The following is a 13176-nucleotide window of genomic DNA, read 5'->3' on the forward strand; positions in this document are numbered from 1 at the left end:
TGGGCTCAGGCCCAGAGCCTGGTGACACTGGTGCAGTGGCTGCCGCTGACCTCGGTCAGCTCCATGACCTCCACAGCCGCGATCAGGGAGGGCTGCACGTCCTGGCTCTCGGTCTGCACCAGGCTCTGAAGCAGATCAAAGCGATCCTGGGGTGCCAGCTCGCCGTCTTCGCTCCAGGCCAGGCTCCAGGGAACGGGGGCCGTCATGGCATCCACCTGATCAGATCACGATTTGCTGACAATGCCCCAGCGATCGGGAGCAGCGCAGCTTCTTCAGAGTCTTTTCGGGAACTGCTTCAGGCTTCTTTACGCTCGCCCCGGCCGCCGCCCCCCGTCAGCGACGGGTGGCCAGGGATACCTTCTGCCGGACAGCAGAGGCTTGTGAGCTGGCTTCGCCCCCTAAATTGGGTTCCATTCCTGTTGGCACCGCAATGGTGCTGCGCCGGTTCGCCACGGCTGGGCCAGCACTCATTCTTTCCGTTCACAGGACTTCGTTCCAGGTTCTGCTTCATTCATGACCATTTACGTTGGCAACCTCTCCTTCCAGGCTGAACGCGAGGACCTGCTCGATCTCTTTGGCCAGTACGGGGAGGTGCGTCAGTGCAGCCTGCCGCTCGATCGAGAAACCGGGCGCAAGCGCGGCTTCGCCTTTGTGGAACTCGCCAGCGACGACGATGAGCAGAAGGCCATCGACGATCTCCAGAACGTGGAGTGGATGGGGCGGATGATCCGGGTCAACAAGGCCACCCCCCGGGAGGGCGGCAGTGGCGGGCGCGGCGGCTACGGCGGCGGCAACCGCGATGGGGGCGGCGGCTATGGGGGCGGCGGCAACCGCTGGTGAGCCCGGAAGGGGAGAGTGGGGCCTGCATGCCCAGCCCTTTCCTCTGCCATGGCGCCACCGCCCGCTGCCCCGTTTCCTGCCGCCGCCACGGCCCATCCCCAGGCTCAGGCCTCGGCCCTGCGGCGCCTGCTGGCAGCCCTGGGGCCCCACCGGCGTCTGGTGAGGCTGGCCGCGGCCTGCTCGGTGCTCAACAAGCTGTTCGATCTGGCGCCGCCGGTGCTGATCGGCCTGGCGGTGGATGTGGTGGTGCGGCAGGACACCGCCTGGCTGAGCAGCTTCGGGGTGAGCAGCGTGGCCGGCCAGCTGGGTGTGCTGGCGCTGCTCTCCTTTCTGATCTGGAGCGCTGAGTCGCTGTTCGAATACCTCTACGGCGTGCTCTGGCGCAACCTGGCCCAGACCGTGCAGCACGAGCTGCGCCTCAAGGCCTACGACCATCTTCAGCAGCTGGAGATGGCCTACTTCGAAACCAGCAGCAGCGGCCGGCTGATGGCCGTGCTCAACGACGACATCAACCAGCTGGAGCGCTTCCTCGACCACGGTGCCAACGAGATCCTGCAGCTGCTCACCACCGTGCTGGCCGTCGGCGGCGCCATGGCCGTGCTCTCGCCCACGGTGGCGGGGCTGTCGTTCCTGCCGATCCCGGTGATCCTGTGGGGGTCGCTGCGGTTCCAGAAGCGGCTGGCACCGCGCTATGCCGCCGTACGGCAGCAGGCCGGCGACCTGGCCAGCCAGCTCAGCACCAACCTGGGCGGCATGCTCACGATCAAGAGCTACACCGCCGAAGGCTGGGAGCTGGAGCGGCTGCGGCGGCAGAGCCAGGCCTACCGCCAGGCCAATCGTCGGGCGATCGGGCTCTCGGCGGCCTTCGTGCCGCTGATCCGCTACGCGATCCTGTTCGCCTTCATCGCCATCCTGGTGATCGGTGGCCTCCAGGCCGAGCGGGGCGCCATCGCCACGGGCACCTATGCCTTTCTGGTGTTCATCACCCAGCGTCTGCTCTGGCCGCTGACCACCCTGGGCCGCACCCTGGACGACTACCAGCGGGCCATGGCCTCCACCAACCGGGTGCTCGACCTGCTCGACACCCCGGTGACCATCCCGGCCGGTGAGCGCCCCCTGCCCGTCGAGCAGGTGCGGGGTGAGATCCGCTTCGAGGCCGTGCAATTCGGCTATGGGGGCCGCGAGCCGCTGCTGCAGGCGTTCGATCTGGCGATCCCGGCGGGCAGCACCCTCGGCATCGTGGGGGCCACCGGATCGGGCAAGAGCACGATCGTGAAGCTGCTGCTGCGGCTCTACGCGATCCAGGCCGGTGAGATCCGTCTGGATGGGATTCCGATCCGCACGCTGCGGCTCGATGACCTGCGCCAGGCCATCGGCCTGGTGAGCCAGGAGGTGTTCCTCTTCCACGGCACGGTGGCCGAGAACATCGCCTACGGCAGTTTCGAGGCCAGCCCCGCGGCCATCGAGGCCGCCGCCCGCCGCGCCGAAGCCGACGCCTTCATCCGGGCCCTGCCCCAGGGCTACGCCACGGTGGTGGGGGAGCGCGGCCAACGCCTCTCCGGCGGCCAGCGCCAGCGCATCGCCCTGGCCCGCGCCATCCTCAAGGACCCGCCGGTGCTGGTGCTGGATGAGGCCACCGCCGCCGTGGACAACGAGACCGAGGCCGCCATCCAGCGCTCCCTGGAGCAACTCACCGCGGAGCGCACCACCCTGGTGATCGCCCACCGTCTCTCCACCGTGCGCCATGCCGATCGGATCGTGGTGATGGACCAGGGCCGGATCGTGGAGAGCGGGCGCCATGACCAACTGATCCGCGCCGGCGGGGTCTACGCCAACCTCTGGCGGGTGCAGGCCGGCCTGCGCCGCGATGAACAGCTCGACGAGATGCTGAGGGCCTAGGCCGCCAGAGGGGCTGCCCGTCCAACCGGCTCAGCGGCAACCGTGCCCCACGCCGCTGTGCAATAGCGTTTCTCCATGAAGACCAGCGAGGCCCGGCGGGCCCCCCATCAGCAGCCTCGACAGCGGCGACGGCGTGGGCCGGTGCTGCTGGCCATGCTGATCGGGCTGGGGGGCGGGCTGCTGGCGTCCATGCCGCTGGCCGACTGGTTGAGCGGCACCGCGTTGCCGGAGAACCCCCGCATCACCAACCCCTTTGCCGCCTGGAGCGGCATCGGCGACCAGAACATCCTCGTGCTGGGCACCGATGCCAGCGGCGCCAACACCGATGTGATCGCCACGCTGCGCATCAATGGCGGCATCACCAGCATCACCCAGGTGCCCCGCGACACCTACATCGATCCAGAGGGCTACCGCCCCACGAAGGTGAATGCCCTCTACGCACTGGGGGGCACCGAGCTGCTGGAGAGGGAGCTCTCCTTCAAGATGGGGCGCCCGATCACCCACCACGTGGTGGTGAATCTGAACGCGATCAGCCGCATCTCCGACGCCCTCGGCGGCATCGAGGTGGATGTGCCCAAGCGGATGCGCTACACAGACAGAAGCCAGGGGCTATCGATCGATCTCCAGCCCGGACCCCAGCTGCTCAGGGGCAACGACCTGGAGGGCTTCCTGCGCTTCCGCCATGACGAGTGGGGCGACATCGGCCGCATCGAGCGGCAGCAACTGGCCCTCAAGGCCCTGTTCCGCAAACTCACCCGGCCTGAAAACCTGGTGCGGCTGCCGATGCTGCTCGCCGCCGGTGGCAACGACGTGAAGACCAACCTGGGGCCGATGGAACTGGGGGGCCTGATCACCGCCATGGGCAGCACCGAACTCAAGACAGAGCGCCTGGGGGGACGGCCCTTCATGCTCGATGGCATCAGCTACTGGGAGGCCGACTGGCCCAGACCGGCCGGCGAAGGCGACGGCAGCTTCGACAACAACTACGTGTACTGAGGTTTGCCCCGCTGACTGAGGCTCACTCCGTTACTGAACCGGATCGGCCGCGGCAGTAGCGATGGCCTGGGCCAGGCGCAGCGCCTGCTGGGGCACCTGGCTGAAGGCCGCCGAGAAGCCGCTCAACACCCACAGCCCCGGCGCCCCGCCCACCGGGCCCACCAGCGGCGTGGCCGTAGGGGAGAAGGTGACAGGCACCTGGCGGTAGCGGGCGGGGGCCCCAGCCAGGGCAGGGCTCAGGCCGCTCAGCCCCTGGCGCAGGCGCTCCTCCATCGCCGCCGGATCGGGCTGCGGCGTATCGGGCGCCTGCGCACCCAGCGCAGCTTCCGCACCCACCAGGCTGATCTGGCCGGCCAGCCAGCGATCCGCGCTCGGCACCAGGCCGGCATCCACCACCCAGGCCAGTGGCCCTGGGGCGAGGGTCTGGCGTTTCAGGGCAGGCCGCTGAAACCGCCGCGGCACGGTCAGTTCAGCCGGCCAGCAGAGGCCCCGGGGCGGGGCTTCGGCGAGCTCCAGCACCCCCGCCCAGCTGGTCTGCAGGCCTGGTGCAAGAGCAGGCCAGAGCTGGCGGCAGCCGCCACCGGCGGCCAGCACCACCTGGGCGGCCTCCAGCCCAGGATCAGCAGCTGAGCCCCTGGCGCCACCACCAGCAGCCGGGGCCGGCTCCAACACCAGCCGCCAGCCGCCCGGGCCGCGCTGCAGCGGGCCCCGCACCTGAGCCGGCAGCACCTGCACCCCAGCGGCGGCCAGGGCGGCGGGCAGGGCGGCCAGGAACAGCGGCGCCTCCACCTGGGCGGCGGGCAGGGGCAGGCGATCCAGCCAGGGAACGGAAGCTGCGGGTTCAGCGGCGCTGTGCAGCCGCAGCCAGCGGCAGCGCAGCCCCAGGGGGCCATGGCGGAGTTGCAGCCGCAGCCAGGGCAGGGCGGCCGGCAGCGGCATCAGGCCGTAGCTCAGCTCTGTGGCGGCGGGCCCACCCCCCTCCAGCAGCACCACCTCCAGCCCCAGCGCCGCCAGCTCCAGGGCCACCAGCCCGCCGCAGAGGCCGCCCCCCACCACCACCACAGCAGCCGCCATCGCCATGTCCCTGGCCGGCTCCCGCCGTTCCGGCTCAGACCAGCAGCGTGAAGGAGGTCACCACCTGGTGGAACAGCTCGTTCACCTTGTCCCAGCGGGCCTCATTGGTGCTGGCCGCGAAGGTGTACAGGCGCCCCCGGTCCACCACCACCGTGGCGAACTCGTGGCGATCGCGGTCGTCGAGGTGCACCGCGTACTCGAGGTCATAGAAGGTGCGGCCGTCCTGCTGGCGCTCATCGGCCTGGAGCAGCTCCGCCTGGCGGCCACTGCCCTCGGTGGCGATCACGGCTCGGCGCAGCTGCTCCCCCACGGCCACCGCACTGCCCAGGCTGGTGAGGTCGCTCTCGGGGGTCACCTCGGAGATCACCAGGCTGAGGGTCTCGTCACTGTTGATCAGGTCGTGAAACACCACCTGGGGTCCACCGCTCACCTGCACCCGCACCCAGCCGGTGGGATAGAGGAAGGCAAAGCGGCCGTCTGGGTTCTGGAAGCGGTTCAGCCCCGCTGAAGCGGCACTGCAGCCCACCAGCGCCACGGCCAGCAGCAGGGCCAGAGCCCCCCGCACAAGGGGCCGAGGCAGCAGGGCGGAGGGGCTGGTCATGGCAGGGAGAGGGGGACCGGTGGCGCCATTCTGCTGCGAGCGCCGGCCCGCCTACATTCAGCCCACCTGCGGCGGTTCGCTGAGCGGCTTCACGCGCCCGTTGGCCCGGCTGATCGACCAGTTCGAGCGGCTGCCCGGCATCGGCCCCCGCACGGCCCAGCGGCTGGCCCTGCACCTGCTGCGCCAGCCGGAGGAGCAGATCCGCAGCTTCGCCGAGGCCCTGCTGGCGGCCCGCAGCCAGGTGGGCCAGTGCCAGCGGTGCTTTCACCTCTCGGCTGAGCCCCTGTGTGAGATCTGCCGCAATGAGGAGCGCCGCAATGGCCAGCTCTGCGTGGTGGCCGACTCCCGCGACCTGCTGGCCATGGAGCGCACCCGGGAGTTCCGGGGCAGCTATCACGTGCTGGGCGGCCTGATCTCGCCCATGGACGGGATCGGCCCGGAGCTGCTGCAGATCGGACCGCTGGTGCAGCGGGTGGCCGATGAGGGCATCAAGGAGCTGATCCTGGCCCTCACCCCCAGCGTGGAGGGAGACACCACCAGCCTCTACCTGGCCAGACTGCTCAAACCCTTCACCACCGTGAGCCGCATCGCCTACGGCCTGCCCGTGGGCAGTGAGCTGGAGTACGCCGACGAGGTGACCCTGGCCCGGGCCTTCGAGGGGCGGCGGCGGATGGAATGAACCAGCAGCCATGAGCCAGACCTCCAGCCGTTACAGCAGCATCGCCCCGGCCGAACGGCTGCCCGCCTGGCTGCGGCGGCCGATCGGCGAGGCCTCCGCCCTGGAATCGGTGCAGGGGGTGGTGAAGCAGCAGCGGCTGCACACCATCTGTGAGGAGGGCCGCTGCCCCAACCGGGGCGAGTGCTATGCCGCCGGCACGGCCACCTTCCTGCTGGGCGGTCCGATCTGCACCCGCAGCTGCGCCTTCTGCCAGGTGGACAAAGGCCGGGCGCCGCTGCCCGTGGACGGGGCCGAGGCCGAGCGGGTGGCGGAGGCCGTGGCCACGCTGCAGCTGCGCTATGTGGTGCTCACCGCCGTGGCCAGGGACGATCTGGCCGACCACGGCGCCAGCCTGTTCACCGCCACCATGGCCGCGATCCGGCGCCGCAGCCCCGCCGTGGCGATTGAAGTGCTCACCCCCGATTTCTGGGGCGGCCTGGCCGATCCCGAGGCGGCCCTGGCCGCCCAGCGCCAGCGGCTGGCCACGGTGCTGGCGGCGGCGCCGGTGTGCTTCAACCACAACCTCGAAACCGTGGAGCGGCTGCAGGGGGAGGTGCGCCGCGGCGCCACCTACCGCCGCTCCCTGGGACTGCTGGCCGCAGCCCGGGAGCTGGCCCCCGCCATCCCCACCAAGAGCGGCCTGATGCTGGGGCTGGGGGAGAGCGAGCAGGAGGTGGTGGAGACCCTGCGCGATCTGCGGGCGGTGGACTGCCAGCGCCTCACCCTGGGCCAGTACCTGCGCCCCTCCCTGGCCCACCTGCCGGTGGCGCGCTACTGGACTCCGGACGCGTTCGAGCGCCTCGGTGCCCTGGCCCGGGAGCTGGGCTTCGTCCAGGTGCGCAGCGGGCCGCTGGTGCGCAGCAGCTACCACGCCGGCGACTGATCCGCGGCCAGACACGACCTAGAGATGGTTGTAGGAGGCCGCCTCGGCAGCCGAGAGGGGCACGCTGATCGGGTGCTGCTCGAAGTGGTCGATCGCCTGGCGGATGTCCTGCAGCAGCAGATCGGCCATGTCGCGGCTGAAGCCGCGCCGCACCATGATCCGCTGGAAGGCCTGGCTGGCGAGGGCGCCGGTGAAGGGGTAGGCGGGCACCTGCCAGCCCCTGCTGCGCAGGCGGTCGGCGAGGTCGTAGAGGCTGAAGCCCGGATCAGTGCCCGGCTGCAGCTGCCACACCACGGCCGGGATCCCCTTGGCGGGGTCGCCGTCGTGCAGCACCGAGAACAGCGGCAGCCTGGCCAGCTCGGCGGCGAGATAGCGGGCCACCTGGTAGGCCACGCCATGGGTGAGGCGGTAGCCCTCCCGGCCCAGGCGCACGAAGGTGTAGTACTGGGCGATCACCTGGCCGGCCGGCCGCGAGAAGTTGATCTGAAAGGTGGGCATGTCCCCCCCCAGATAGGACACGCTGAAGACCAGCTCCCGGGGCAGATCACTGGCCTGGCGCCACAGCACCCAGCCCACCCCCAGGGGGGCCAGGCCGTACTTGTGGCCCGAGGCATTGATCGACTTCACCCGTTCGAGGCGGAAGTCCCAGGGGGGCAGGTCCGGGGCGGTAAACGGGGCCAGAAAGCCGCCGCTGGCGGCGTCCACGTGGATCGGTACGTCCAGGCCGGTGCGGGCCTGGAGGTCGTCGAGGGCGGCACTGATGGCCGCCACATCCTCGTAGAGGCCGTGATAAGTGACGCCGAGGGTGGGCACCACCATGATCGTGTTCTCATCCACCTGGGCCAGCACATCCGCCGGTGTGATGCAGAGACGGCCCGGCGTCATGGTGATCTCGCGCAGCTCGATGTCCCAGTAACGGGCGAACTTGTGCCAGCAGATCTGCACGCTGCCGCACACCATGTTGGGCTTGTCGGCCGGCAGACCCGCCGCCCGCCGCGCCGCCCGCCAGCGCCACTTGGCGGCCATGCCGCCGAGCATGGCCGCCTCGCTGCTGCCGATGGTGGAGCAGCCGGTGGCGCCGGCAGGGGCATGCCAGAGGTCGGCCAGCAGGCTGACGCAACGGCGTTCCAGTTCGGCGGTCTGGGGGTATTCGTCCTTGTCGATCAGGTTCTTGTCGAGGCCCAGATCCATCAGGGCGTGGACTTCGGGCTCCTCGCAGGTCTGGCAGAAGGTGGCCAGGTTCTGCTTGCTGTTGCCATCGAGCAGCAGCTCCTCCGTGAGGATGGCGGCGGTGAGGGCGGGCTCCTGGCCCTCGGCGGGGAACAGGTCCAGCGGCAGTGGCCGCACCAGCAGCTCGGCCTCCTGCTGATCGCGTTGGCTGGTGGCGCCGGTGAGGTGCAGGGCCATGGGCGGCTTGAGGGGGCCAGGGCCCTCACCGTATGCACGCTGGCGGGAATCGTCCTTCAGCAGGCGGGGGTGTGCAGCGGGCCGTAGAGGTCAGGGCGGCGGTCGGCCCGGTAGGTGGTGCCCTCCGGGTGCGGCGCGCGGAACTCAGCGGGAATCAGGTCGGCGAGCAGCAGGGTGGGGCGGTTCTGGGCGGCCAGCAGCAGGGCGCCATCGGGGCCGCAGATGACGCTGTTGCCCAGGTAGTGGGCCCACGGCTCCCCCTCCACCAGCTCGAGGCCGCAGCGGTTGGCGTAGGCCACAAAGCAGCCGTTCGCGAAGGCATGAGCCGGCAGCAGGTTGCGCGACACATCGGGGTAGGGGTGTTCGGTGCGGCGGCCGTCGCTGAGACGCACCCAGGTGTCGGCGGCGGTGGGGATCAGCACCAGGCTGGCGCCGGCCAGGGCCAGCAGGCGCGTGAGCTCCGGGAACTCAGCCTCGTAGCAGTTGAGCAGGCCCACGCCGACACCGTTGACGGCGTGCACGGTGAAGGGCTCGCCCTCCTCGGCCAGCCTGTAGCCCTCGCTCCAGAACAGCCGTTCATCCGGTCCCCAGAGGTGGGTCTTGCGGTAGTTCTTGAGCAGGCTGCCGTCGGCGGCCACCAGGGCAATGGCGTCGTAGAAACGCTCCTGGCCGCCCACCAGGGCCCGCTCGGCGTAGGGGCAGGCGATGGCCATGCCGTGGCGGCGGGCGCAGGCCGCCACCCGCTCCAGGCCGGGACCATCCACCGGCTCCGCCAGCCGGCGCACCCGCTCCGGATCGCTGGCATAGCCGCTGAGAAACAGCTCGGGGAAGGCCAGCAACTGGGTGCCCCAGGTGGCGGCCTCAGCGGCTACCTGCTCCAGGCGCAGCAGGTTTGCCTCCACCGCCTCTGGGGTTCCCGCCGTCCCCTCCCCCTGCCAGAGAGCGAGCCGCAGCCCCTCCCCGGGGGCGGGCGGCGTGGGCAGCAGCCGGCTCAGCAGCAGCGGCGGCAGCGCGCTGAAGGGGGATTCCTTGGGATGGGGGAGCACAGCGACGGCTGCGGGAGGTCACGGCCGAAGAGTCTGGGGCCCGTTGGCCCGCAGCCCAGCTGTCTGTGGCCCATGGAGCGCGATCTCACCAACCACTCCCCGGCATCGCCCGTAGGCAACGGCGGGGAGAGAGGGAAGCCCCCATTGGCCACCGATGTCCTGGCCTGCTCACAACATGTTGATCACTCTTTGGTTCTCAGCCAGACCCTTCGGCATAGAGTGATGGGCTAACAACAAAAACAGGATGACGGCAGGAATCTCACAGAAGACGATCGACATTGTCAAGGCAACGGCTCCGGTGGTGAAGGAGCACGGTGAGAAGATCACCTCTCGCATGTATGAAATCGCTTTTTCGGAGCGGCCTGACTACAAACTTGGCTTTGAGAGCACCTGGATGGTTGATGCCCATGGCAACGGGCAGGCCAAGAAGCTGGCTTCATCCGTTTATGCCTATGCAACCCATATTGACCGGCTTGACGAACTTGCCAATGCGGTTGATGCCATTGCCCACCGGCATGTTGCCTGTCGAATACTGCCTGAACAGTACCCCCTGATTGGAGAAAAACTGCTCCAGGCCATGAAAGAGGTTCTGGGTGATGCCGCCACTGATGAAGTGATGGCCGCATGGACCGAAGCCTATGGGGCTTTGGCAGCCATCCTCATTGATGCAGAGGCAAGTCTGTACAAGCAGAACGACATTGACCTGGTCGAAAAGCTCGGCACAAGCCAGATCTAGGTGCGCAGAAGCCGGATGGGAGTGGGTCTCTACCGACCCAAGCGCCCGCCGCGGTCCGATCCACCACGCTGGGACGGCCAACCGCGCTGGGCTGTCCAGTCCTCGAACCAGCCGCGCCGCCATAACCAGTAGCTCTGCAGCATGGCAATCAGGGCCATGAAGGCCAGGGCCAGGGGATAGCCGAAGCTCCACTTGAGTTCGGGCATCCGCACGAAGTTCATGCCGTAGATGCCCGCCACGAAAGTGAGCGGGGCAAAGATGGTCGACACGATGGTGAGTGTCTTCATCACCTGGTTCATGCGACTTCCCATGCTGGCCATGTAGGCGTCGGTCACGGCATCGCACTGGTGCCGCAATAACTCCACATGTTCAAAGATCAGCGTCACCTGCTGATCCATGTCCCGGAAACCGCTGAGCGCCTCGCCACCGAGCAGGCGATGGTTCTGGCGCAGCAGGATCATGATCTGGGGCCTCAGGGGCCACACCTGGCTGCGGATCTGCCTCAGGGTGGCGCGCACCTGGTAGGTGCGGTTCAGCAGGCTCGGCCTGGGGTTGCGCAGGGCTGCCTCCTCCATGCCATCCAGCAGATCGGCCAGTTCCTCCAGCATCGGGAAGAGCTCATCGAGCAGCTCATCAATCAGGAAGTGCAGCAGATCATCGAGATCCTCCTGGCCGGGCGGCGGCCTCAGGCCCAGCAGCCAACGGCTGAGGCGGGGGAAGGCCTCCGGCTTGGGGGCTTCCTCGAGGCTGAGCAGCAGGTTGGGCAGCAGCAGCAGACCCACCTGCTCAGAGATCAGCCGCGCCGGCGTTCTCGAAAAGCTGAGGCGGTGCATCACCACCAGCACCACGTCCTCCACCGCATCGAGGCGGGTGCGCTGGGGCGTGTCGATCAAGGGGGCGTGCAGCAGCTCAGGAACCCCCACCCGTGCCAACACCTCGCTCACCAGCGCCGTATCGGCCTGGCCCTGCAGGCGCAACCAGCAGGGCATGCCCGTGGCCAGCAGAGCATCAAGATCGTCGAGGTTATCGAGCCGCTGCTCCACGGCCCCATCGGGTGTGAACAGCAGGGCCGAGAGGCTGGTGGGAGGCTGGCCGCCGTGCACGAACAGGGGCCCGGGAAGCTCGCCCGGCCGCTCCTGCAGCCGGCGGGACACGAGCGACCCCGGGGCCAGACGGATCATTCAGCGCTTCTCGCCAGGGGCGGAGCGCAGGGCGGCGGCGCCGGGCTGAGCCGGCCCTCCAGGGCCATCCCCGTGCCGAGGAAGGCGGCCTGCAATAACAGACAGCAGCCGATCTGGCGGCGCTGAGCCCAGAGCAGCACGGCCATGGCGGGGGACGGCGGGGCCACCCAGTTCATCGCCCCGGCGGCTGGAGGGCTGTCGCCTGGACGACGCTTGAAGGGATCGCGGCGAACACGGGCCATGCCCTGACCCTTTCAGGCGCCCTCCGCAGGCAGGCCCAGCTCCTGGCGCCAGGCCAGCAGGGGCCGCTCCCAGCCCTCCTCCAGCCTGGCGGCCACCACCAGGCGGGCGGCCAGGCCCATCGAAAAACCGTGGCTGAGGGCCCGCAGCAGGGGCTCAAGCGGCTCATCCTCCTGGAGCACATTGAGCAGACCGCCGAAGATCAGCATCACCGCCAGGGGGGAGCGCACCTGGGCCAGGTTGAAGGCCTGCAGGCCCAGCTCGCCCGGCCCATCCACGCCGAAACCGGTGAGCACGTGCACGATGTCGTGGGTCTCGCGCAGCCGGTGGGTGAGGTACTGCTGCGGCGAGGTGATCGGCGTGGGATCGATCAGGCTCTCCGCCGTCAGACCCTGGCCGCGCAGGTGCTGGGCGTAGGCATGGCCCAGGCTGCCTGCGGGCAGCGCCAGCAGCTGATCGAGATCCACCGGGGCGGGCCGCCAGCCGGCTTCCACCAGGGCGGCCATCCCCGGGTGCGCCAGCAGATGGCGCTGCATCTGGGTGGCGAGGGGACTGCCCTGCAGATGGCGGGTGATGGCGAACACGTTGTCGAGCTCGCCTGGATGGTTGAGGAACTGACCGAGGCTGGCCACCAACCGCAACGACTCCAGCCGTTGCCTCAGCTGCTGCATCATCGCGGCCGCGCCCATCCAATCAAGCCCAGCATGGATCAGAAGTGGTTCTCCACCACCAGCTCTTCCAGAGGCACCTGACCGGGCTTGGGCCAGGGCTCCTTGGTGCCCTTGCCGATGGCCACCAGCGGGCCCATCACATGGTCGGAAGGCAGCTGGATCAGCTGGGCCAGCTGTTCGATCTCAAAGCCGATCATCGGGCAGGTCTGATAGCCCATGCCGGTGGCGGCCAGCATCATGGTCATCATCGCCATGCCGATCGAGCGCTGGGCCTCATCGCGCTGCAGCCACTCGCGGCCTGCGTGGAAGGGGCCCATCCAGCCCACCAGCAGCTCAGCCACCTCCTGGGGTGCATTGACCCAGTAGCGCTCGGGGTTCTTGGCAAAGGCCCTGGTGTCGGCCGTGAACAGCACCAGCAGGGAGGCGTCGGTGATCTGGGCCTGGTCGTTGCCCAGCTCGGTGCGGATGCGGGCGCGCAGCTCGGGATCCCGCAGGATCACAAAGCGCCAGTGCTGGATGTTGAAGCTGGTGGGGGCCTGGATGGTGGCCTCCAGCAGGCGGCGCTCCTCCGCAGGCGTCAGCCGGTGGCTGGGATCGAACTGCTTGACGGCGCGTCGGCTGACAATGGCCTCGAACACATCCATGGGGATCTGGCTGCCTGAAAGGCGGTAGTTGGGGGCAACTTAGGGACCAGGGGCCTTCAGGGCAGCGTGAAGCCGGAGGTGTTGAGGTGCTTGAGGTCGAGCATCACAACGGTGGACCACACCACCACGGCCAGGCCCGCCAGCACGCCAAGCACCACCAGGGCACTGATCAGGCGCGATCTGAGGGAGGGGTCGGAGTTCGTCTCGGCCATGGGGGACACCAGCAGAACGCCAGTGTGG

General features: G+C 69.1%; 16 protein-coding genes. 6 read left to right on the plus strand and 10 right to left on the minus strand.

Going from position 1 to position 13176, the window contains the following annotated elements:
- Positions 1-5: 5 nt before the first annotated feature.
- Positions 6-206, minus strand: a complete 201-nt coding sequence (locus CyaNS01_RS09550) for a hypothetical protein (RefSeq protein ID WP_186696882.1) — start codon at positions 204-206, stop codon at positions 6-8.
- Between the two features lie 307 nt (positions 207-513).
- Here CyaNS01_RS09550 and CyaNS01_RS09555 point away from each other — a divergent pair, with 307 nt between their 5' ends.
- From CyaNS01_RS09555 to CyaNS01_RS09565, 3 genes are all read left to right on the plus strand, one after another.
- On the plus strand, positions 514-840 hold the full coding sequence (locus CyaNS01_RS09555; RefSeq protein ID WP_186696883.1) for an RNA-binding protein: 327 nt from the start codon (positions 514-516) through the stop codon (positions 838-840).
- A 48-nt stretch (positions 841-888) separates the two neighbouring features.
- A complete protein-coding gene (locus tag CyaNS01_RS09560; protein ID WP_186696884.1) occupies positions 889-2739 on the plus strand; it encodes an ABC transporter ATP-binding protein in 1851 nt (616 codons plus the stop codon).
- Between the two features lie 153 nt (positions 2740-2892).
- Positions 2893-3735 carry an LCP family protein gene (locus tag CyaNS01_RS09565; RefSeq protein ID WP_225875937.1) on the plus strand — a complete coding sequence of 281 codons (843 nt, stop codon included), beginning with the start codon at positions 2893-2895 and terminating at the stop codon, positions 3733-3735.
- Positions 3736-3765: 30 nt separating this feature from the next.
- Here the strand turns inward: CyaNS01_RS09565 and CyaNS01_RS09570 are convergent, their stop codons facing one another.
- Together CyaNS01_RS09570 and psbP are read right to left on the minus strand one after the other, a co-directional pair.
- Positions 3766-4809, minus strand: a complete 1044-nt coding sequence (locus CyaNS01_RS09570; RefSeq protein ID WP_186696886.1) for an FAD-dependent oxidoreductase — start codon at positions 4807-4809, stop codon at positions 3766-3768.
- 34 nt (positions 4810-4843) lie between these two features.
- Complete coding sequence (gene psbP / locus CyaNS01_RS09575) at positions 4844-5410, minus strand: photosystem II reaction center PsbP (protein ID WP_186696887.1); 567 nt, start codon at positions 5408-5410, stop codon at positions 4844-4846.
- 109 nt (positions 5411-5519) lie between these two features.
- Between psbP and recR the strand changes: the two genes are divergently transcribed.
- Together recR and lipA are read left to right on the plus strand one after the other, a co-directional pair.
- The gene (gene recR / locus CyaNS01_RS09580) at positions 5520-6089 is read left to right on the plus strand and encodes a recombination mediator RecR (RefSeq protein WP_255460154.1); all 570 of its coding nucleotides are present in this window, start codon (positions 5520-5522) and stop codon (positions 6087-6089) included.
- Positions 6090-6099: 10 nt separating this feature from the next.
- Positions 6100-7011 carry a lipoyl synthase gene (gene lipA, locus CyaNS01_RS09585; protein WP_186696888.1) on the plus strand — a complete coding sequence of 304 codons (912 nt, stop codon included), beginning with the start codon at positions 6100-6102 and terminating at the stop codon, positions 7009-7011.
- 18 nt (positions 7012-7029) lie between these two features.
- Here lipA and CyaNS01_RS09590 read toward each other — a convergent pair whose 3' ends face one another.
- The gene (locus CyaNS01_RS09590; protein ID WP_186696889.1) at positions 7030-8418 is read right to left on the minus strand and encodes a glutamate decarboxylase; all 1389 of its coding nucleotides are present in this window, start codon (positions 8416-8418) and stop codon (positions 7030-7032) included.
- A gap of 56 nt (positions 8419-8474) precedes the next feature.
- Positions 8475-9464, minus strand: coding sequence for a carbon-nitrogen hydrolase family protein (locus CyaNS01_RS09595; RefSeq protein ID WP_222934178.1), 990 nt, complete (start codon positions 9462-9464; stop codon positions 8475-8477).
- Between the two features lie 244 nt (positions 9465-9708).
- Here CyaNS01_RS09595 and CyaNS01_RS09600 point away from each other — a divergent pair, with 244 nt between their 5' ends.
- Complete coding sequence (locus CyaNS01_RS09600; RefSeq protein ID WP_186696890.1) at positions 9709-10200, plus strand: globin domain-containing protein; 492 nt, start codon at positions 9709-9711, stop codon at positions 10198-10200.
- A 29-nt stretch (positions 10201-10229) separates the two neighbouring features.
- On the opposite strand, the gene corA is transcribed toward CyaNS01_RS09600, so the two are convergent.
- The 5 genes from corA to CyaNS01_RS09625 are packed head-to-tail and all read right to left on the minus strand — an operon-like array spanning position 10230 to position 13148.
- Positions 10230-11381: a magnesium/cobalt transporter CorA gene (gene corA / locus CyaNS01_RS09605; protein WP_186696891.1), complete on the minus strand. Its 1152-nt coding sequence runs from the start codon at positions 11379-11381 to the stop codon at positions 10230-10232.
- Positions 11378-11623 (minus strand): hypothetical protein, encoded by a 246-nt coding sequence (locus tag CyaNS01_RS09610; protein WP_186696892.1) that lies wholly within the window; start codon positions 11621-11623, stop codon positions 11378-11380. Before CyaNS01_RS09610 ends, corA begins: the two co-directional genes overlap by 4 nt.
- A gap of 12 nt (positions 11624-11635) precedes the next feature.
- Complete coding sequence (locus CyaNS01_RS09615) at positions 11636-12310, minus strand: Coq4 family protein (RefSeq protein ID WP_370561500.1); 675 nt, start codon at positions 12308-12310, stop codon at positions 11636-11638.
- Positions 12311-12330: 20 nt separating this feature from the next.
- Positions 12331-12936 (minus strand): nitroreductase family protein, encoded by a 606-nt coding sequence (locus CyaNS01_RS09620; RefSeq protein ID WP_186696893.1) that lies wholly within the window; start codon positions 12934-12936, stop codon positions 12331-12333.
- Positions 12937-12992: 56 nt separating this feature from the next.
- A complete protein-coding gene (locus tag CyaNS01_RS09625) occupies positions 12993-13148 on the minus strand; it encodes a hypothetical protein (RefSeq protein ID WP_186696894.1) in 156 nt (51 codons plus the stop codon).
- Between the last annotated feature and the right edge of the window lie 28 nt (positions 13149-13176).

The organism is Cyanobium sp. NS01, assembly GCF_014280235.1.
Taxonomy (GTDB): domain Bacteria; phylum Cyanobacteriota; class Cyanobacteriia; order PCC-6307; family Cyanobiaceae; genus NIES-981.